General features: G+C 45.1%; 14 protein-coding genes. 7 read left to right on the top strand and 7 right to left on the bottom strand.

All coding sequences use genetic code 11. The annotated features are described in order from the left end of the window. Positions 1–76 precede the first annotated feature (76 nt). From cobA to W293_RS0112285, 5 genes are all read right to left on the bottom strand, one after another. Positions 77–988 (bottom strand): uroporphyrinogen-III C-methyltransferase, encoded by a 912-nt coding sequence (cobA, locus tag W293_RS0112305; protein WP_025652725.1) that lies wholly within the window; start codon positions 986–988, stop codon positions 77–79. 158 nt (positions 989–1,146) lie between these two features. Beyond that, on the bottom strand, positions 1,147–4,449 hold the full coding sequence (locus tag W293_RS16420; protein WP_025652724.1) for a molybdopterin-dependent oxidoreductase: 3,303 nt from the start codon (positions 4,447–4,449) through the stop codon (positions 1,147–1,149). After that, positions 4,446–5,936 (bottom strand): NAD(P)/FAD-dependent oxidoreductase, encoded by a 1,491-nt coding sequence (locus W293_RS0112295; RefSeq protein ID WP_025652723.1) that lies wholly within the window; start codon positions 5,934–5,936, stop codon positions 4,446–4,448. Before W293_RS0112295 ends, W293_RS16420 begins: the two co-directional genes overlap by 4 nt. Before the next feature lie 73 nt (positions 5,937–6,009). Then, on the bottom strand, positions 6,010–8,043 hold the full coding sequence (locus W293_RS0112290) for a bifunctional protein-serine/threonine kinase/phosphatase (RefSeq protein ID WP_025652722.1): 2,034 nt from the start codon (positions 8,041–8,043) through the stop codon (positions 6,010–6,012). A 2-nt stretch (positions 8,044–8,045) separates the two neighbouring features. After that, positions 8,046–9,557 (bottom strand): NarK family nitrate/nitrite MFS transporter, encoded by a 1,512-nt coding sequence (locus W293_RS0112285; RefSeq protein ID WP_025652721.1) that lies wholly within the window; start codon positions 9,555–9,557, stop codon positions 8,046–8,048. A gap of 591 nt (positions 9,558–10,148) precedes the next feature. On the opposite strand from W293_RS0112285, the gene nirB reads away from it, so the two are divergent. Together nirB and nirD are read left to right on the top strand one after the other, a co-directional pair. Further along, positions 10,149–12,737, top strand: coding sequence for a nitrite reductase large subunit NirB (gene nirB, locus W293_RS0112280; protein WP_025652720.1), 2,589 nt, complete (start codon positions 10,149–10,151; stop codon positions 12,735–12,737). Between the two features lie 104 nt (positions 12,738–12,841). Next, positions 12,842–13,237 (top strand): nitrite reductase small subunit NirD, encoded by a 396-nt coding sequence (nirD, locus tag W293_RS0112275; protein WP_025652719.1) that lies wholly within the window; start codon positions 12,842–12,844, stop codon positions 13,235–13,237. A 203-nt stretch (positions 13,238–13,440) separates the two neighbouring features. Here the strand turns inward: nirD and W293_RS0112270 are convergent, their stop codons facing one another. Both W293_RS0112270 and W293_RS0112265 read right to left on the bottom strand, forming a co-directional pair. Then, positions 13,441–14,145: a hypothetical protein gene (locus W293_RS0112270; protein WP_025652718.1), complete on the bottom strand. Its 705-nt coding sequence runs from the start codon at positions 14,143–14,145 to the stop codon at positions 13,441–13,443. Positions 14,146–14,399: 254 nt separating this feature from the next. Beyond that, positions 14,400–15,455: a hypothetical protein gene (locus W293_RS0112265; RefSeq protein WP_025652717.1), complete on the bottom strand. Its 1,056-nt coding sequence runs from the start codon at positions 15,453–15,455 to the stop codon at positions 14,400–14,402. Between the two features lie 256 nt (positions 15,456–15,711). On the opposite strand from W293_RS0112265, the gene W293_RS0112260 reads away from it, so the two are divergent. From W293_RS0112260 to prpC, 5 genes are all read left to right on the top strand, one after another. Then, a complete protein-coding gene (locus tag W293_RS0112260; RefSeq protein ID WP_025652716.1) occupies positions 15,712–16,761 on the top strand; it encodes a LysR family transcriptional regulator in 1,050 nt (349 codons plus the stop codon). Between the two features lie 326 nt (positions 16,762–17,087). Then, positions 17,088–18,386 carry an NRAMP family divalent metal transporter gene (locus W293_RS0112255; RefSeq protein ID WP_025652715.1) on the top strand — a complete coding sequence of 433 codons (1,299 nt, stop codon included), beginning with the start codon at positions 17,088–17,090 and terminating at the stop codon, positions 18,384–18,386. A 353-nt stretch (positions 18,387–18,739) separates the two neighbouring features. Next, the gene (gene prpB / locus W293_RS0112250; protein ID WP_025652714.1) at positions 18,740–19,630 is read left to right on the top strand and encodes a methylisocitrate lyase; all 891 of its coding nucleotides are present in this window, start codon (positions 18,740–18,742) and stop codon (positions 19,628–19,630) included. Positions 19,631–19,720: 90 nt separating this feature from the next. Further along, on the top strand, positions 19,721–20,353 hold the full coding sequence (locus tag W293_RS0112245; RefSeq protein WP_025652713.1) for a DUF2059 domain-containing protein: 633 nt from the start codon (positions 19,721–19,723) through the stop codon (positions 20,351–20,353). Between the two features lie 87 nt (positions 20,354–20,440). Continuing rightward, positions 20,441–21,580, top strand: coding sequence for a 2-methylcitrate synthase (prpC, locus tag W293_RS0112240; protein ID WP_025652712.1), 1,140 nt, complete (start codon positions 20,441–20,443; stop codon positions 21,578–21,580). Positions 21,581–21,779: the final 199 nt, after the last annotated feature.

Below are 21,779 nucleotides of genomic sequence, written 5' to 3'. Positions count from 1 at the left end.
CCATTAATAAAAAATCATGAATGCCGATACTATTATTATCTTTTGTCTACGCACTGTTTTCGTGCAGGACAGCTGATTAAGTTACCTCCGTAATTTTAGTCGTTACAGTGTTTTCAATGTTAGCAAATACACTTTTACCCAAAGCGCCAAGATTGTAGGCGGCAAACTCATGATATAAGGTCACCACATCGCCCATAATTAAAAGCGCAGGGGTTGGCAAATTCGCGCTCGCTTGCTGACTAGAAATATTGCCAAGCGTGCCGATAAGTAGCTGCTGCGTGGGTAAGCTGGCATGGCTAATAATAGCAAAAGGCGTCTCGCTGTCGCGACCTGCAGCCATCAATCCCTGAGTCATCTCATCTAACCGATGCAAACCCATATAAAACACCACCGTTTGCGTGCTATCTAGATGCTCATGATAGTCGTTGTTAGGCGCGCCTGCCTTTTTGCAAGCAGTGACAAACTTGACAGACTGCGCATGATCGCGATGGGTCAATGGGATACCTGCTCGGCTCGCAGCGGCACTGGCGGCCGTGATGCCGGGGATAGACTCAAAGCGAATGCCGTGGCGCACGACTTCTTGGAGCTCCTCACCGCCGCGCCCAAAGATAAAAGGGTCGCCGCCTTTGAGTCTGACGACTGTTTTGCCTGCCAGCGCATGCTTAACGAGTAGCTCGTTGATGCCTTCTTGCGGTAAGGCATGATTGGATCTGCGTTTACCGACGAATATCTTTTCGGCGCTCGGCGCGCACATATCTAAAATATCCTCCGAGACTAAACTATCATAGAGCACGACGTCTGCCCGCTGCATCACACGCAAGGCTTTTAGCGTTAATAGCTCAGGATCACCCGAGCCTGCGCCAACTAAATAGACTACGCCTGTACATACAGAGTCTTGTCTATTTAATGAATTAGCATTTTGAGCACAATTTTGATTCGCCAAATTATGGGTTGCAAGGTTTGGAACAAATACAGATGAATGACTCATGGCGATAGCTCCTAATAACAGTATGAATACAGCAAAGTGAATACTTGACGAACAAATAACTTGAATGACTTGGTTGCCCTGATAACAGTCCTTTTAAACGGTAACTGACTTACCATTAGTAGTACTTATCAGTTGCAAGTGATGTGCCATTTGCCTCTCTAAGTTTGCATAAGTGGCGCGTACTGTGCGATCAATTCATTAATCTGACCGATACATGAGCCACAGTTGGTACCCGCTCGGCAAGCGTTGCCAACCGCTTGCGCGCTACGACACTGCTCATTGGTAATTGCATTAATAATGATATTTTCTCCGACTGCCATACACGAGCATACCAATGGACCTGGGTCGATATAACCTGTGGCTGGACGACCTGCGAGCAGCCACTTATAGCGCTGATCAACGGGTATCGCCTCGGTACTGGCAAAGCAGCTATCGAGCCAATGACTGCTCGGTAGTTGAGTCACTTCTGGAGCGAAGTAAACCGCGAGCAGTAGTTGGACGTTATCTTTCGTAGCGCTTGTAATATCTGATGCGTGACCATCTATCTCTACACCATTCGTATCCGATTGCGTTGAGATAAAGCGCAGTTGTCCTGCCAATTGATTAAGGGTAAAAGCGCTATTAAGCAACAATTTATCTGTTAGATCATGTTGATAGGTGTCGATAAACTGTTGCCAAAAGTTAGGGTCGAGTAATTGTTCGACAACGTTATTAATTGGACTAGCTAAAGTAATTAAGACACTATTTACTTGCCGACTGATACTCCATGTCAGCGCTGGCAATACTAAATAGGACGAATCATTCTCTGTATTTAAATTTGAAAACGATGCTTGCTCTGATAATTGGTCTCGCTGTTGTTGCGCAAGACGACTGTTTATAGCCTGCAAGTGCACCAGCATGGCGTCTTGGAGATTAGGATGCACCAAAATCTTGCCAAGCGTCTGCATCGGTACGCGACTGATAAAAATGGCTGAGTTTTTAAGCTCAGGCTGCCCTGAATGCGGATCGACTACGGTTGGAATGAGCGTACCTACGCGGGCAAAGCTAGCAAAAGCATCGCTCCAGTGCATCGGCATAAAGCCATCACCGATGCGCATACTATCGCTGATGGCGACTTGTGCCAGTACCTTAGCGTGCTCATTTGCATCAATCGACTCACTATCTTTTTCCCTACTTTCATAGCGAGGATGCAACTGCACATAATCATCCTTATCGATACTGAGTTTTTTGGCATCATCGGGATGCAGGGTTAGCGTCGGTACTGACTCATGCTGATTGAGCTGCGACGCCAGTCCCGTACGCGTCATGGTATGCCACTGATCGCGTAGTCTGCCGGTAATTAGTCGTAGAGGTACCGTCAGTAATTTATCACTATCAGACTCAGAAGTAGCGCTCCTGTTATCGCTTTTCTTATTATTCACTTTTGATTTTGAGCGATACTGATGCAGATTGGGCAAGCTGGCCTTGGCGGCTGGCGTGATAGCGATAAGGTTGGCTTGCAGGGGCACGATGCGCGCACCGCCCCATTGAAAGGGCGTCATGGTTTCATAGTCGTCATGACTTAAGAAAGGTAAGATGGTCTTTTGGCTCTTATGATGACTATCTAGCTTTGAGCTAACATGCATCACTGACAAATCTTTTGCTACATTCAGATAGCGCGGTTGATTGGTTGAAGATGCAGGCTGGCTAAAATCATTCTTAAAGGCAGTCAGGGCTATATGCTCATTGAATATCTCGCTAGGATGCTGATAATTAAAGCCTGCCAGCCCCATACGCGTAGCGACTTTCGAGAGTATCCACCAGTCGGGCTTGGCAAGACCGAGCGCAGGCATCAAGGTGCGTTGGCGTGAGATACGCCGCTCAGAGTTGCTCACTGTACCTGATTTCTCACCCCAACCTTGCGCTGGCAAGACAATATCCGCGCAGTGCACCGTATCACTGTCTACCGAGCAATCAGACACAATAACCAAATCGCAGTGAGCGAGCGCTTGGCGAAATCTGTCGGCTTCAGGTAAGCTCACCACAGGATTGGTCGCCATAATCCAAATGGCTTTGATACGTCCATCCAAAATCGCCTCTTCAGCATCGCAAGCTTGGATACCCGCTGTTGGTGCTATAGGCTGCGGCGTTTGCCAAAAGTCAGCTACCCATTGCCGATGTACGCTGTTATTCAACTCTAGATGCGCGGCTAATAGATTGGATAGCGCACCGACCTCACGCCCGCCCATGGCGTTTGGCTGACCAGTAAGTGAAAACGGACTAGCCCCTACTTTGCCGACCCGCCCTGTCAGTAGATGGGTATTGATAATGGCATTGACCTTGTCAGTGCCGCTTTTGGACTGGTTGACGCCCATACTAAACGCGGTCACTGTCTTATCATGGCTAGCGACTAGCTGATAGAACTGGCGAATACTTTGGATACTGACTTGGCAAGCGCTTGCCACTTTCTCAATGCTCCATGTTTTAGCCGCACTCAAAGCGTCATCAACACCGCTCGCATACTCAAGATAAGCCTCATCTGCGCATTCTTGCTCGCTAAGATAATGCAGTAGTCCATTGTATAAATGCGTATCGGTGCCCGCAGCGATAGGCAAATGTAAATCTGCAAACTCGCAAGAGTCAGTACGGCGCGGGTCAATGACTATAAGTTTTTTATGAGCATCCGCTTTTTTGGCAGTAAGGAAACGCCCGAACAATATAGGGTGACACCAAGCCATATTGGAGCCGACTAGCACCAATAAATCGCAAGCTTCCAAATCCTCGTAGTTACTGGGGACGATATCAGCGCCAAACGCACGTTTGTGTCCTGCCACCGCTGATGACATACATAGACGGGAGTTAGAATCGATATTGTTATTACCGATAAAGCCCTTGATAAATTTATTGGCGACATAATAATCTTCAGTCAATAGCTGCCCTGAGACATAGAACATAATGCTGTCGCGACCATGCTTGGCAATGGTGTCATTTAGGCGATGAGCAATATCTTCTAATACCGTGTCCCAATCCGTATTTTCTATGAGCGCTTTTGTCGCAGATGCGTTTATAGCTTTATTACTAGAAGCTATATCTAATGGCGCTATTGGTATAGCCTGTTGTCGTTGCATAGACATCAGCTTGTTTTGATAATAAGGCTCAGTCAATCGGCGCTCAACTCCCAGCGTTTGTGCCAGCGCACTGCCCTTTGAGCACAGTTTGCCAAAATTGGCAGGATGCTCAGGGTCGCCTGTTACACTGATAGTGCCAGCTGTATCAACCTGAGCTAAAACCCCGCAGCCGACGCCGCAATAAGGACAAGTGGTACGAATGGTCGTTACCGAATGGTTGTTTAAAGCGCCTAGTGGCGTTATTTGAGTAGGGTTTGTGGTTGCACTTATATCTTGCGTCGCAATGACTTGGCTTGTCATGTTTTGGGTATTTTTAGAAACCTTTAGAGTCTTTTCGCTGAGGTTGTCATTCATAAGACTTCCTCTACTGCATCCTTTGCTATATTGCTTGAATTTAGGGTATTCAAATCACAGTAGGCCGCACCATAGATTAAATGCTCTCTTATCGCTGTAATATCAGTGCTACTGTTAACCAGTTCACTGTAAAAACCGCCTTCATTTACCTCACCGTAGAGTACCGCGCCGACGAGCTTGTTGTCTCGCAAGTAGAGGCGGTGATAGTGGTTGATGCTGGTTTGCTGATAGGTGATGGTTTCTATATTTAAGGCATCACTTTCATCAAAATCAACTTGTCCTGCTGAAAAAGCACTGATACCAGATACCTTTAGTTTTAATGATAAAGGTTTGCTAATAAAGGGCTGCCAGTTTTTTTTGGGCTCTGAGCTGTTAACTACTATCCCTTCGTCTTTTAACACAGAGTCCTTAAGCACAGTATTTTTTGATAGGGTTTTTTCTAATACAGTATCTTTTAATAAAGCGCCCTTTAATACAGAAACCAAAGTATCGACTTGCTGATTGACGGGCGCGACCATCCCAAACAGCTCACCGTCCAGCTCCACACATTCGCCAATAGCATAAACATTGGGGCAACTAGTGCGCATATAATTATCAACGATAATGCCGCGATTGACCTCAAGATCACTGCCCTTTGCCAGTGCTACATTTGGCACGACGCCTACTGCCATTACGATAAAGTCAGCAGGCAAGGTGCGCCCGTCTTGTAGCAATAACCCGCAGACCTTGCTGGCTGTCGTCACTATACGTTCGGTAATAGCCGAGACTTCTAGCCTGATACCGCGAGAGACCAGTTCTGCTTGCAATAAGGTAGCAGCAGGCAAATCAAGTTGACGGTTAAGTACATAGTCATCCATGTGTACAACGGTCATCGACGCCCCCTGTGCGGTTAATGCACAAGCCGCCTCCAGCCCTAAGACTCCGCCACCAATGACGATCCCTATCTTAGCTTGACGCGCATACTGGCTGAGCGCCTTAACATCGGCGACCTCACGAAAGACGTGAACGCCTATAGCATCATGATTGGGAAAAGGAATAACACGCGCGCTCGAACCTGTTGCTAGTACTAGCTTGGCATAAGTTAGCGTCTGCCCATTATCCAATTCTATTAACTGCTGAGCGCTATCAATCGCATCGACGCTGACACCTGCAAGCACAGTGATACCAAGCTGCTCATACTCTGCTTGGTCGTAAAGATAAGTATCCTCAAACACGGTATCGCCTGCTAGTACAGGGGACAGCATAATACGATTGTAGCCTACGTGTTGCTCTTTGCTGATAAGCGTTATCGGTAAAGAGCTTGAATTTTCCGACGCCGTTTGCAGCCGGGCGCGCGCCAGCTCAATAGCAAAACGGCTGCCTGCCATACCCGCACCAATGATGACGATGCCTGTACTGTCAGCACTAGCATGTAGTGTGGTTTTGGACTTCTGGCAGTTCTTAGTTGTAAGTGGTGCTTGATCATTTGATACCAATGACGACATCATAAGAGTATTCCTTAGCTGTAATGTACAGTAGTAAATATATAGCGTGTCATATCATTTTTGGTTAAAGCTCACCTTATGTGAAATAAGCCAACAGCGATAAAATGAGTACAAACTCAATAAAGCAAATGCTATGCCATACCAGTAGTGGACGGCGGACAATAAGCGGTTCAGGCTCACTAGTATTGCTAGCATTATCAGGGTTAAAATCCTGTAGGAATTCGCCAATCGCTTGGTAGCGAGCTTGGGTATTAGGATGCAGCGCACGCAATAACGCTTGCTGGCTAGCAGCGGGTACACGGTACTTGCGTAAACGTTCGGTCGGCAGGATTAAGGTCTGGTTGGTTTGAGTCGCATTCATGAGTGCTTGCGAGCTAAAAGGACGAGTGCCAGTTAGCAGCTCGTAACCAATCACCGCTATAGAGAATAGATCAGAGTGCACTCCTTTTGGTGCATCGCTGTAATATTCTGGTGCAGCGTAATGTAGATCGCCGTTGGGAGGTCTGGTGCTGTCTTTGAGTATTGAGGAGCTTGCCGAACCAAAATCAATCAGTTTGATCGCACCATCAGCGCTTATTAGGATGTTTTCAGGTTTGATATCTTGATGCAACAGGTAGTGCCGATGCATCACTCGCACTGCCATACCGATCTTGGTGAGTAAATCATAAGTTTGCCACACATCACACGGTGCGTGACGATCAATAAAAGCTCTTAGACTCTCGCCTTCAATGTATTCAGTCAAGTGATACAGATAGTGACTGCTGGCAGGCACAGGATAATAGCGAAGCAAGCCTGACACACTATGTGCTAGGTTTTTGCTTAAACCGGCTTTGTAATTTGATGCGCTATGCGTGTCTGTAAAGGTATTAGGGTCAGCTTGATTATAAGCGCTCTCGCCTGCTCGCTTATGTTTGGATAGGCTAAGCCCTATGCTGCGCTCCTTTAAAAACTCGCGTAGATAATTGCCATCTGCTACAGTATTTAGGCTTGGGGACTTGATAACGAATGTCCGTTTATACTCGTCCTCGACTAAATACACTTCGCTACGAGCCGTACGCGCTATCACCTCAACGACTGTGAAGCCATCGATCCGTGCGCCAACGTCTAAGCCCGTTAATAACTGATAACGATAGATATCGTGAAGGGCAAACGGGTCATTATTACCATTGTCATTATTTACATTGTCACTACTGTCGTTAGTATGATCACCGTCGCCTGTCTTTTTTTTATGGAGTAATTGCGTCTTTATACCGAGTATTATCATCGTTAAATTGTCATGACTGCCCTCATTAAACGCCTGCTCGCATAGGTTTTGACTGATAGAAATATCATTCGCCAGCTTTGACGTCTCCATTGATGTACCTAGCGCTCGTGCTGCTGTACACAGCTCAAACTCAAGCTCTGCGGCGTTAATAGACTCATAGACGCCATCGGTCATTAGTGCCAGACATTCCTCTTGATGCAAGGTAAACACCGACTGCTGCAGCTCAATGTACATATCTGCGCCGATAGCCGCAGACAGCGCCCCTTTATCTTGACCACGATGGACACGGTGGTCTTTGGTCAGCACTGTCGAGCTATTGATATCGATACGATAAATGCGCGAATCTCCCGTATGGAATAAATGGATGCGATCGCCGATGCATAGCAGACCTGACAAAGTGGACAACAAAGGCGGTACGCGCTGATAAACCTGCGGGAAATACAGCGCATCGTTGGCTTTGTTCACCGCTATTTTAATTAGGCTAGCGATTTGATGATCATCAAAGCTTGTCGATGCTGTTTTATCAAGCAGCGTGTTTTCAAGCGCTAAAGTCAGGTGATGAGCCACCGTATTAACCACCAATCGACTGGCCTGTTTGGGAAACTGACAAGCGCTAACGCCATCGGCTATCAATACCAATAAAGGGGCGTGATAATGCTGGTTATTGATACCAATAGTCTCAGCTATCTTGCGATATGGCAGACAAGTGGTCACCAGCAAGCTGTCTTGGTTTTCAGCTCTGCGTCCTTTTGTCGTATAAAAATCCAGCCACCACAGTGCTTCATGCGCACCGTCATGGCTCGTTGTATCTATACTTTGAGCGTTTAGCGTTGTATCTTTTTGCATAGTTAGCTTACCTGAATCTGCGCAAAACTACCGTCAGGCATCTCTTCAACAATCACGCCTTCAGGTTCTTTTAAAAAGAATAGCGCTATGAATCCAACCACGGCGGTTGCCGCAATGACAAAGAAGAACGCTTGGTAGGAGACGAGGCTGAGTACGGTCAGATAAACCACTGAGCCGACATTGCCATATGCCCCTGTCATGCCCGCGAATTGTCCGGTCATACTGCGCTTGATCAGCGGAATGACCGCAAAGACTGCGCCCTCGCCGGCTTGTACAAAGAACGAGCAAAACATGGTGATGAGTAGCGCCAGTGCAATCGGCCACGTCGAGTCGACAATACCCATCAGTACATAGCCGACTGCTAGTCCTGCGGTCAAAATCAGTAGGGTAATCTTGCGCCCAAACTTATCACTTAGCCAGCCACCGCCCGGACGCGACATCAGATTCATAAAGGCGTAACTTGAGGCGAGCACCCCTGCCATGACAATCGATAGATTAAAGGTCTCTTGATAAAACAGCGGCAACATAGACACCACCGCCAGCTCCGAGCCAAAGGTGGCAAAGTATAAAATGTTTAAAATACCCACTTGCTTGAAATCATAACGCTGCGCTTTTGGCACCGGCGTCGTAAATACCTCTTTATTAAAGCGGTAACTGCTGACAAACTCATAAATAAATAGCAGGGTCAGACCGATATAGACTATGTTCACAGTCGCCTGACTGAGTAAGCTGACACCCTCTGGTGATAGCTTCCACGCTAAGAGTGCTAATGCCAAATACATCGGTAGCTTAAAGGTCATCATCAGCCAAAAATCGCCGGTTGAGGTCACCATCATCGCGCCAGATTTTTTGGGTTTAAAATAGGTGGCACCCTTGGGCGTATCACGCACCATCTTATAAAAAATCACGCTATACAGCATCATCACCACCCCCGAGGTGGCCGTCGCATAACGCCAGCCTTCATCACCGCCTAATATAGCAGCGGCAGCAATAGCAACCGTTGGTAGTAGCAATGCAGCCGCAGCGGAACCAAAGTTACCCCAGCCGCCATAAATGCCTTCAGCCGTCCCCAGCTCACTGGCAGGGAACCAATCGCTCATCAAGCGAATACCCACTACAAAGCCTGCCCCAACGAAGCCTAGCAAGAATCGAGACAAGGCAAGGGTGTTGTAATCTTGCGCAAAAGCAAAGGTAAAACAGGGAATCGCGCCAATAGCTAAAATGGCGGTGTAGATGAGTCGTGGCCCAAAGCGATCAGTCAGCATACCGATAATGACGCGGGCAGGTATGGTGAGCGCGACGTTCAATATCAGCAAAGTTTTGATTTGATCTTTGCTCAAATTCAAGGTCTCACCAATGGCAGACAAAAAAGGCGCGTGGTTGAACCAGACAAAAAAGGTTAAGAAAAAAGCGATCCAGCCTAAATGTAGAATCTTATTTTTATCTTTAAAGGAGAAAATATTGAGCTTATCTTGTGTTGGCGCAGCAGATTTAGAGGTTGGCGATGATGACATAAACGAGTTCCTTAAGGGGCTAACTTTACAGTTGTCATAATAAGTAATGGTGAAAAAACTTATCAGTTAGAACACTTAGGGCGGTGCAATGGCTGTGCCAGTAGAAGACTTAGTGGTGATTATCGTTATATATCCTAATTATCAATAAAAGGGTCTACGCCTTGCTATCAAAGACATTCAAGCCTTAATGAAAAGATTAACTATATTTCATTAATAATAAAAACTGTCTTGATTTGGTTATATCAATAAAAAATACTAATAGCGCCATTAGTAATCAATATGGTGCATCACGTCATCTATTTTGGTGCATAACTGAACGCTGTTGCCACTTTTTAAAGCGTAGTCGTTTTTAGCCACTCTTTATTATCCCAATCTCTTTTAGGGCTTTTAGCGCTTTGATTACTTATAAACAGACTAGGTGCACTGCACTCATCCTCACATTATTAGCGACTCATAAAGGGAAGAAGCTGCGCGCACCTTTGGTGCTTGGCACAGTTATTGAATCAGTAATGGAGGTAGGCACTAAATATTACTCTTCGTCACAACCGTTAGACCGCAATATTTAGACAACCCTTTATTGAGGATAAATGTATGAGTAACACAGCAATGAATACAACCAGTAAGCCTAAGCTAGTCGTCATCGGTAACGGTATGGTCGGGCACCATTTCGTTGAACGCGCCATAGAACAAGGCCTACATGAGCGTTTTGAGATTCATGTATTCGCTGAAGAGGATCGCCCTGCTTATGACCGCGTTTATCTATCCAGCTATTTTGAGCACAAAGATGCTGGCAAGCTCAATTTAGTTGATCTTAGCGCTTATAAGTCATCAAATATCGAACTGCATCTCAATCAACGCATTGTTAATATTGACTCAAGCGCCCAATCTATTACCACAGAAGATGGTGAGCAGATTGACTACAGCGAGCTGGTACTGGCCACAGGCTCCTACCCATTTGTGCCGCCTATTACAGGACGCGATCATCCGCACTGCCACGTTTATCGCACTATTGCGGATTTGGACGACATCCTTGCCATCGCCGAGCAACCCTCAGTCAAAAAAGGCGTGGTTGTGGGCGGTGGTCTACTTGGTTTAGAGGCAGCCAAAGCCTTGGTTACCTTAGGACTAGAGACGTATGTTGTAGAATTTGCGCCGCAGCTGATGGGTGTTCAGCTTGATGCCGCTGGTGGTGATATTTTAAAACGTAAAATCGAAGCGCTCGGTGTCACGGTTTTGACAGGTAAAAACACCAAAGAGATAATAGCCAATCCAAATACTGACGGCGCTGATGCGTGTCATCTCACCATGCAATTCACCGATGATACCTCGCTCGATACCGATATGATTGTCTTTAGCGCAGGTATTCGTCCGCAAGACGATATTATAAAGAGCAACCCTGATTGCGGTATTGAGATGGGCGCACGCGGTGGTATCTTAATTGATGAGCACTGTCGCACCAATGCTGAGCACGTTTATGCCATTGGCGAATGCGCGGTATGGGACAATAAAGTGTTTGGCTTAGTCGCGCCCGGCTACAGTATGGCGAGCATTTGCGCGGCGCAAATCGCAGGTCATAGCGAGCAGGTATTTATAGGCGCTGATATGAGTACCAAGCTCAAACTCATGGGCGTCGATGTTGGTAGTATTGGCGATGCGCATGGAAAAGCTGTAGATAGTCTGAGCTATTTATATCAAAACCCCGCGACAGGTATCTACAAAAAGCTGGTCACGACCGCTGATAACAAACGCCTGCTTGGTGCGGTATTGGTTGGTGATACTGAGGATTATAATAACCTATTGCAGCTGTATCTCAATGATATCGACTTGCCCGCTCATCCTGAGAGTTTGATACTACCCAATGTCGAAAAACCGACGATGGGTATAGAAAACCTGCCTGATACGGCAACGATTTGCTCTTGTTATAACGTCACCAAAGGCGCTATCTGCGCTGCAGTCGACAATGGTGCCTACTCGATTGGCGATGTCAAAGCGGTCACTAATGCTGGCACGGGCTGCGGTGGCTGTGCGCCCATGGTTAAGGACACTTTAGGCTACCAATTAACTACCTTAGGCTTTGAGGTCAATAACGACTTGTGCGAGCATTTTGCCTACTCCCGTCAGGAGTTATATAGCTTAATTCGGGTGCATGGTATTCGAACCTTTGATGCGCTACTCACCGAACATGGCAGTGGTCATGGCTGCGAGATTTGCAAACCAACCGTCGCCTCTATTTTGTCGTCATGCTGGAATGATTACGTACTCAAACCTGAGCTGACCCCGCTACAAGACAGCAATGACTATTATCTGGGTAATATCCAAAAAGACGGCACCTATTCAGTGGTGCCAAGAGTACCGGGCGGCGAGATTACCGCCGATAAGCTTATCATTCTCGGACAAGTCGCCAAAGAGTTTAACTTATATACCAAAATCACCGGCGGTCAACGCGTGGACTTATTTGGCGCGCGTATGGAGCAGTTGCCTGATATCTGGACACAACTGGTAGCCGCTGGCTTTGAGACCGGTCATGCCTATGGTAAGTCGCTACGTACCGTCAAGTCTTGTGTCGGTAATGACTGGTGCCGATACGGGGTGGATGACAGTATGGGTCTGGCGATTAGGCTCGAGGATCGCTACAAAGGCGTGCGCTCGCCGCACAAGATAAAAATGGGTGTGTCAGGCTGTATGCGCGAGTGTGCCGAGGCGCAAAGCAAAGACTTTGGCATGATCGCCACCGAAAACGGCTGGAACTTATTCGTCTGCGGTAACGGTGGTATTACCCCGCGCCATGGCGAGCTGTTCGCCACCGACCTCGATACCGAGACGATAGTCAAATATATCGACCGTATTATCATGTTCTATATCAAAACTGCCGATAAGCTGCAGCGCACCTCAAAATGGCGTGAAAGTTTGGAAGGCGGACTTGAGTATCTACAAGCGGTCATTATTGAGGACAGCTTAGGCATAGCGGACGAGCTTGAAGCACAAATGCAGCTGCTAGTCGATAATTATGTCTGCGAATGGCAAGCCACCATTACCGATAGCGAAAAGCTCAAACGCTTCCGTCATTTTGTCAATAGTGAACAAGGAGATGATAACGTGGTCTTTGTCAATGAACGCGCGCAGATTCGCCCCGCAACGGATATTGAAAAAGTCAAAATCCAAGTGACCGAATTGGCTTAAACGCTCTACTGTCTTCTTTAAACACAGCGCTAGCACTTTTTAGAACTGGCTGTGTTTAGAGTCTGATTTCTATTTACTCATAGTCAAACGCTAAGGATAATCCCATGACCCAGCATACCGTTTGTAAACTGCAAGACATCCTCCCTGAGACTGGCGTTTGCGCGCTTATTGACGGCAAGCAAATTGCCATTTTTCGTACCAAAGAAGGCAAGTTATTCGCCATTGATAACTACGACCCTTTTAGTCGAGCAAACGTTCTATCTAGAGGACTGATCGGCGGTACGACGCTGACGAGCGACGACGGTATTAGAGAGTCGATACTTTATGTCGCCTCGCCGATTTATAAGCAGCGCTTTGATCTTGTGACTGGTCAATGCTTGGATGATACAGAGGTAAAGCTTGCGACTTATCAGGTAGAGCGTGATGAAGATGATGTGGTGGTAACTTACCAATTATCAGAAGATTCAAGCCTGACAACCATAGAAATTGATATGGCCTAACGATAGACTTTGCGCCTTTTTAGTTTAGCGTCCATTGATATAAAATAATAACGTCACTAAAGGTCATTAAAACTCACTCTCTGCAGCCCCTTACACCTAAGAGGTGAAGGGGATTTTCTTATACTAATGATAGTCAATACTTTATCACTCAAATACCAAACTAAGATAGAAGTGCATCTATACGGTAAGTATGAAAAGTGGATTTACTCTTTACTGTCACGGTATAAGGTATTTTTTGCCTCTTCCCTAAAGTCCTCATAGGTAATCGCTGGCTCAGTGCTGGCAGATTCATTTTTTACTGCTGTATTCGGTTTGATACTTTGTTTGTCTATCTCTTTTTTATTGCCATGCTTATTTTCTTGAGTCTTTACCATTGGCTCAGCCTCAACGACTGGCGCATTGGCGCTCGTCATTGATGTTTGTTTACTGAGTGACGTTACACGATCAAAGGCAGACACTAAGCTGCCATTCATATCAAGCATCACAACGGTAACAGCAATAATGACCGCGCTGGATACCGCCGTCAAAATGACCAGCTTAACGTTGCTGTGAGACTTGCCTATTGGTTGTTTTGTAGTACTTGATTTTGTAGTGCTTGCTACGGATGATTGAGTTTTATTGAGAATTGGTGGAAAAGTCGTTGTTTGCTCAGACTCGGCCTCTATAGCTGTTATATTGGGATGATAAGTATAAGTATCACAATCTGCTGTTTTTGATGGTGGGTTTTCTGAGCAATACTCTGGTTCATGTACCATGTCTTGCATGGTTTTTTTCAAATATTGTTCGTAAACACTACGCGAGCGTGTATTGATATTGAGCTCACTATCAGGGTGTTCAGGGTGTTCGCTGAGCTCTACACCTTCATTAAAACCGTCATCAAAATCGTGTTTTTTGTCTGTACTTTCCATAGCTCAATACCAAGTCAATCCTTGTCAACAACGGTATATAACCGCATCAATACATTCAATAATACAAATGTATTGATGCTATGCAAGTTGTTTTGGTATGAGCGCTATAACTGACTGACAAACGGTACGAAATATTGAATTTATATAAACGGAAGTTTATTTTTTAATATCTGATAAAATTTTATTTAAGCTAGGGCGTTTTGAACATTCTAAATCTTGGGTAAGTACAGTAACCAACCAATGATTCAAAATTATCAATCATTGGCCTCACGGTATAATGTACGTTGCGACTCTTTCCTAAAGTCCTCATAAGTAATGGCTGGATCGCCACTTGAGCCATCAGCAGATGCGTCTATTGACTGCTCTGTCTCTTCCTCTGTACTGCTATTTTTATTAGCGGCGGCATTTGTTTGCGGTGCGGCGGTTTGATTGCCATTGCTAGCTGTTGATTGCTCAGCATCAACCACTGCGGCCTTGTTTAAGGTAGTTTTAGCCTGAGCTGCTGATTGAGCATTGCTATTAATGTCATTATTTATTTTGTCCTCGACATCGCTCGCCATATTTTTAGAGGCATCAGTAGCAGGCGTTTCTGTCAAGGCAGATAAAATGCCGCTAGCATTCAAAGTGAGCACAATAATTGCGGCCAATAATGTGCCGAGAGCGACACCAATAATGAGCGGCTTTTTATTGCTTGCCAGCTTACCCTGCGGTTTTGTAATCGCTTCAATAACGGGAGCGACTGTATTTTCGATGCCCTTATTTTCAAGGATTGTGTCATCGCCATGAGCTGGATTAGCACTTGTATCATCAGTAGATGTTAAGTCAATTACCTCATTAGTATGTTCAATATGATTACTGTCTAGTTCGAGGTTTAAGTCTTCATTCAAATCTTCATTCAAATTATAGCTATGATAGTTATTGAACGAGTCTGTATTTGATGATTGCTGATTATGTTCTAGCGGAGAGTTATTGTTAAAGACATACTCTTCGTTACTAAAATCAAAACTGATATCTGTAGTTGTGGTATTTGAGGCTGCAACATTTATCTCTTGCTCAGCCTCTGAGCTGGCAAATAACTGTAACTCTTCTGCACTTAAAGGCTCATAGCTAGAGGATTTTTGCGTTTTTTCCCATGCCGTTAATTGGTCGGATTTACCCTCAGTCTGACTACATTCATCTGTACTGCCAACACGATTGATGAAGCGCTCGTAGATATTATTGCTGCGTTTGTGCTTACGTGGCTTGGTATTAGCAATTTTAGCCAATTTTTCTTCAAGGTCAGCACTATTGTCATTATTTTTGTCGTTCATAGAATGATACCAAGCCCGTTTATACTACTGATATGGGATAACTGCTAGAATTAAGGGGGTGATACTAATTGCTTGCTAAATTGTAACACTATCGTTAACCACTAATATAGTTAGTCATTTACTTAGCTTCAAACATAATTTGGCTAGGTGAGCGTATTATTGGTACAAAACATAGCCAATAGCGTATTATTTTCTCTTAAGTAGCTGATGAATACAGAAATAAGACAATGAGTAAAAAAGTAATAGGTATAACAACATGGATCTAAAGCAGCTCAACGCCTTTATTGCTATCGCCGATTTGCGCAGTTTTAGCGCCGCTGCCGCCAAGACAGGACTATCGCAACCCAGTCTGAGCCGAGTCATCAAGCAACTTGAGACAGACATGGGCGTGGTATTGGTAGATCGTTATCACAGACCACTACACTTGACCGAAGCCGGTGCGTTTTTTTACGATAAAATCAGTGCCATATTGACAGAGATTGATACCGTTACCAGTATGACCCAGCGCTTATCAGCGCCGAGCGCAGCATTGAATATTGGTTTTGTACCCTCGGTGCTATATGGTCTACTACCCGAAGTAATCGCCACCCTCAAACAGTCCAACCCTGATATCGAGGTTAATCTAAAAGATATCAGCTCGTATCAGCAAATGGATGCGCTAAAGCATGGTGAGATTGATGTGGGGTTTGGTCGTTTTGCGCATCAAGATCCTTGGATTCAACAGATACTCTTGCGTCATGAGCGCTATGTGGTGGCGCTGCCTAAAGCGCATCCGTTAGCGCATGTGCGTGAACAGCGCCTGATAGATTTGGCAAATAATCGCTTGATTCTATATCACCAAACGCATTTGCCCGTCGCCAAAACCCTAGTAACCTCAAACAAAACATCACGCACATCGACGGCAGCGACGTTCACAACTGATGCAAAAAGTAGCGCAGCACACGCTATTCCTAACAGCGAGCATTCACTGATAAATGAGCCAATCACCGAACCTTTGCTGCATTTATTTGCTCAATATGGCATCTCTCCCTTTATGACCACCACCGTGAGTGATTTGCAAGTCGCTCTTGGTTTGGTTGCTGCTGGTGAAGGCATTACTTTAGTGCCGGCTAGCCTACAGACAGTGCGGACGGAACAAATCAGCTATCAGCGGTTGATTCACGAAAATGTCACCTCTCCTATCTATTTACATACGCTAAAAGACTTTGTACATCCTAAAATCCCAGATCTGTTAAGCGCTATCTATCAGGTTTATGAGCAGCGCGGTATCACTTATCGGCAGCAAAAATTTACCTCAATGCCGTAAATGATAAGAATAGCCTGAAATTATCAGATATTAGCCAGTTATTATGGTATAAAGAACCGCAAAAAATAATCAGTCCTGACACTTGATAGTAATCGCTTATTATGCTAACTATCTAGAATGGACATGCAAACAAATAGTAATAATAATTTTAATAACCATTCTCCTGTACGGCATCGTTATGCTAAAGTCGATACAAAATGAATCGTTTTATATTTAGCGTTTTAACATAAGCGCTGTGCAAATGGTATAAAGCGCTTCTCTAATGATCACTGGCAAACTGACACAGGAAAGTGATGATTTGCCGTATTAACCATCTCGAGGTATTCATGTCCACACCACCATTCCATAACCCTAGCACCCCTAATAAAGGCGCTGAAGATACCCTTGCTGCCCAGCAAGAAGGATTTAGCTGGCGCATCTTTGGTCCCGGTATTCTAATGGCGACAGCGGCTATTGGCGGCTCGCATTTGATTTCATCCACCCAAGCAGGTGCCATATATGGCTGGCAGCTGGCCATTATGATTATTTTGGCCAACGTCTTCAAATATCCGTTTTTTCGCTTCGGTACAGATTATGTCTATGATACTGGCGAGAGCTTAATCGCCGGTTATGCTAAGCGCTCAAAAGCCTATCTATGGATTTATTTTGTCTTATCTATCCTATCTGCGGTGATTAGTACCGGTGCTGTGACACTACTTGCGGCGGTAATATTGGGCTTTATGCTGCCAGCTTCCGTGGGACTGTCTAGTATCAGTTTAGCGGTCATAATCGTTGCGGTATCCTGGTTTTTTCTGATTGCCGGTCATTATAAGTTGCTTGATGGGGTCACCAAATGGATTATGATTGCTCTGGTCTCCGCAACCGTATTAGCGGTCCTGATTGCTGCTGGCAAGCCGACGGTGATGACGCCTGATTTTATCCCGACGTCTCCTTGGAATTTAGCGACATTAGGATTTATCGTAGCATTGATGGGTTGGATGCCAGCGCCGCTTGAGTTCGCTGCTATCACCTCGATGTGGACATCGGCAAAGAGAAAAGCGGACAACACCACTCATAAACAAGGTTTGCTTGATTTTAATGTGGGCTTTTTGGTTTCTGCTATTTTAGCGTTGTTCTTTTTAGCATTGGGTGTTTTCGTTCAGTATGGCTCCGGTCAAGAGATTCAAACCGCTGGCGTTGCTTATATTGATCAGCTTATCAATATGTATACTGCCACTATCGGTGAATGGTCAAGACTGCTAGTCGCCTTCGTCGCCTTTATGTGCATGTTTGGGACTACCATTACTTGTGCGGATGGTTACGGTCGTGCCAATGCTGAGTGCTGGCGTTTGCTAAAAGGTGAACACGAGATTAATAGGAAGCAGATTGCTTTTTGGACGACCTATGCCATTGGCGGTGGCTTAATTATTATCAGCTTCTTCGCCGGACAGTTAGGCGCGATGTTGAAGTTCGCTATGATATCTGCCTTTGTATCTGCGCCTATTTTTGGCTGGTTGAACTACTCTTTAGTGAAAAACCATCAAAAACTATCAGCAGGTATGAATATTTATTCGATTATAAGTTTACTGTTCTTAGGCGGTGTCGCCTTATTATTCTTAGCCAACCTCGCAGGTATGCTTGGTTAACTGGTTTTTAAGATTTAGCGAATGGCTGAAACGCCGCTTTTAGCTAATAAAAAAGCCCTTTTAGCTCAGCTACTAGGGCTTTTTCGTTGTTATAGTAAAACAAAGTTAATTGTAACTAAATGTAAAACACCTCAGCTGTCCTAATTCAATTTTTGAGGTTTATGAATAATAGTCTTCCTCAACCGCATAAAAATAGATAATGCTATTCATTTAATAAATAGGTTTAATTTAACTAATTTATATATTTATAAAAATTAAACGATTATCGTAAAACACTGCTTTGTGGGCTTGAATAATTGGGTATAATCAAAGGCAACAACGATAAGATTACCCCTCCACGTAAGGACTACGACATGACTTCATCATCCGCTGGTGCCCGCTTCCGCAGTGCCATGAAACAAAAAAATGATAACAATCAACCGCTACAGATCGTAGGTACAATCAATGCTTATACGGCGATGATGGCGACCCAAGTCGGTCACCAAGCACTATATCTGTCTGGCGCGGGCGTGGCAAATGCTTCATTTGGTCTACCTGACCTAGGTATGACGAGCCTTGATAATGTCCTAGAAGATGCGCGCCGTATTACTGACGCTGTAGAAACACCGCTATTGGTCGATATCGATACCGGTTTTGGCGGTGCTTTTAACATCGCACAAACGATTAAAAAGATGGAAAGAGCTGGTGTGGCCGCCGTACATATCGAAGATCAAATCGCCCAAAAGCGTTGTGGTCATCGCCCTAACAAAGAAATCGTCAGTATCTCAGAAATGGTCGATCGCTTGAAGGCGGCGCTTGATGCCAAAACTGATAGCGACTTTGTCATTATGGCACGTACTGATGCACTTTCTGTTGAAGGACTTGATGCCGCTGTAGAGCGCGCTGTTGCCTTCCAAGAAGCAGGCGCAGACATGATTTTTGCTGAAGCCTTAACCGATATCGAAATGTATCGTAAGTTCACAGATGTACTAGATATTCCAGTACTCGCCAACATGACAGAGTTTGGTCAGACCGACCTTTACACCACTGACCAGCTATATGGCGTGGGTGTCGAGATGGTGTTGTACCCACTATCAGCATTCCGTGCGATGAACAAAGCGGCATTAAACGTTTATCAGCATCTATTAACTGATGGCACACAAGAAAAAGTTGTTGATACCATGCAAACCCGCATGGAGCTGTATGATTTCTTAAATTATCATGAGTTTGAGCAGACGCTAGACAAGCTATTTGCTAATAAGTAGTTAAGAGTTAGTTATTGGCAACACTGAAAAGATAGCTCACCTTTGAGTGTGTTATCTTTTCGAAATCCGTCTTCTACTTTTAGGTTATTTATGCCATTTTTTACTGCTAATACTGCTCTTAAAACGTCACTACTGAGTAGCACGCTTGCGGCGCTATTATTCATGACGGGCTGTGATAAAACACCAGAAACCGCCGACGACACCACCAGTGGTGCAAGCACTGCTGAAGTTGATGCTACCGCACCTGCCACTCAAGATGACTTGGTCATGACAACGATTACGCTAGATACTGTCAACAGCCTACTATTCACGCCGATTATTAATAGCGGTGCGCTCAATGACGAACAAGTAAGCTGTCTTGAGTCGCGCGACAAAGACTTGGGCAAGGCTGAAATGGATGCTTTTTATAAGAGCCAGTTTACTGCTGCAGAGTTAAATGAGCTAAACGAATTTTATTCTTCAGATGTGGGCAAAAAGCTAATTGCTTTTGGTAATGAGCAATTGCGGGCTATGAACGGCGAAGAAATCGCCACGCCGATGGCTGACCCTACACCAGAAGAGATGACTAAGATTCAGACGTTTATGGAATCGCCGCTCGGTGTCAAGTATATGAAGATCAACAATGCTGAGGGTGAAGGCAGCGCTATGGAGGTATTAAACGTACCCATTAATGCTGAATTTGAGCGTTGTAATGTCGATTTAGATGCCTCAGAGCCTATGTAGCGCTCAGCTATATAGTGAACTATAAATTAACTGTAATAAACACTCCCTTTCCAACCCAAAAAAGCTACCAACAAAAGGAATTTCATCATGGCAGCACAAAACCCATCAACAAAAGTATTGTCAGGCGCAGGTCTACGCGGTCAAGTCGCAGGTAAAACAGCTTTATCAACTGTTGGTAAATCAGGCTCAGGTTTGACCTATCGCGGTTATGATGTGTCAGAACTGGCAGATAAATGTATTTTTGAAGAAGTGGCTTACTTGCTACTTTATGGCAATTTGCCAACCCAGAGCGAGCTAGAGGCTTATCAAGCCAAACTCAAAAAACTGCGTGGTCTGCCGCAAGCCCTAAAAGACGTACTCGAACGCATTCCAGCTGACGCCCATCCAATGGATGTACTGCGTACTGGTTGCTCTATGCTCGGCAACCTAGAGACGGAAACTGATTTCTCGCAAGAGAACGATCAAACCGATCGTATGCTGGCGACATTCCCATCAATCATCAACTACTGGTATCGCTTTACTCATGACAATGTGCGTATCGAAACCGACACCGATGATGAGACGATTGGTGGTCACTTCTTGCATCTGCTCAAAGGTGAAAAGCCAAACGAGCTACACGAAAAAGTAATGAACGTCTCACTTATCTTGTATGCAGAGCATGAGTTTAACGCTTCGACCTTTACCGCGCGTGTCTGTGCGTCTACTCTATCTGATATCCATTCTTGCATTACCGGCGCGATTGGCTCACTGCGTGGCCCTCTCCATGGCGGCGCGAACGAAGCAGCGATGGATATGATTGAAGGCTTTAGCTCACCTGATGACGCTGAAGAAGAAATGATGGGTATGCTGGCGCGTAAAGACAAAATCATGGGCTTTGGTCATGCGATCTATAGCGAGTCAGATCCACGTAACGTCGTCATTAAAGGTTGGGCTGAGAAGCTAGCCGCTGACGTTGGTGATGAAGTGCTTTATCCTGTTTCAGTTCGCTGTGAAGAAGTCATGTGGCGTGAAAAGAAACTGTTCTGTAACGCCGATTTCTTCCATGCATCTGCCTATCACTTTATGGGTATTCCAACCAAGTTATTCACGCCAATCTTTGTGTGTTCGCGTCTAACCGGCTGGGCAGCACACGTGTTTGAGCAACGTGCCAATAACCGTATCATTCGCCCAAGTGCAGAATATACCGGTGAAGAATTGCGTCCAGTACCAGAGATGAGTGCGCGTTAATTTTTCTTGATATAGATGATTTGCAGGGTGTGTCTTCCTTACGTGTTTTAAAACTATGTATGAATCACACCCTACAAATACTTACCTCTAACGCTTTAAAAGTTTTTTTAGCAAACTCTGCTTTTATCTTGATGATTTTGCTAAAAGAACTATTCTTTTTTAGCCCTCATTCCAACCAGCCAACAGCCAAAGGTGACTT

Source organism: Psychrobacter sp. TB67 (assembly GCF_000511065.1).
Classification (GTDB): Bacteria; Pseudomonadota; Gammaproteobacteria; order Pseudomonadales; family Moraxellaceae; genus Psychrobacter; species Psychrobacter okhotskensis.
Note: the sequence above shows the minus strand (reverse complement) of the source record. Positions and strands in the feature narration are given on the sequence as shown.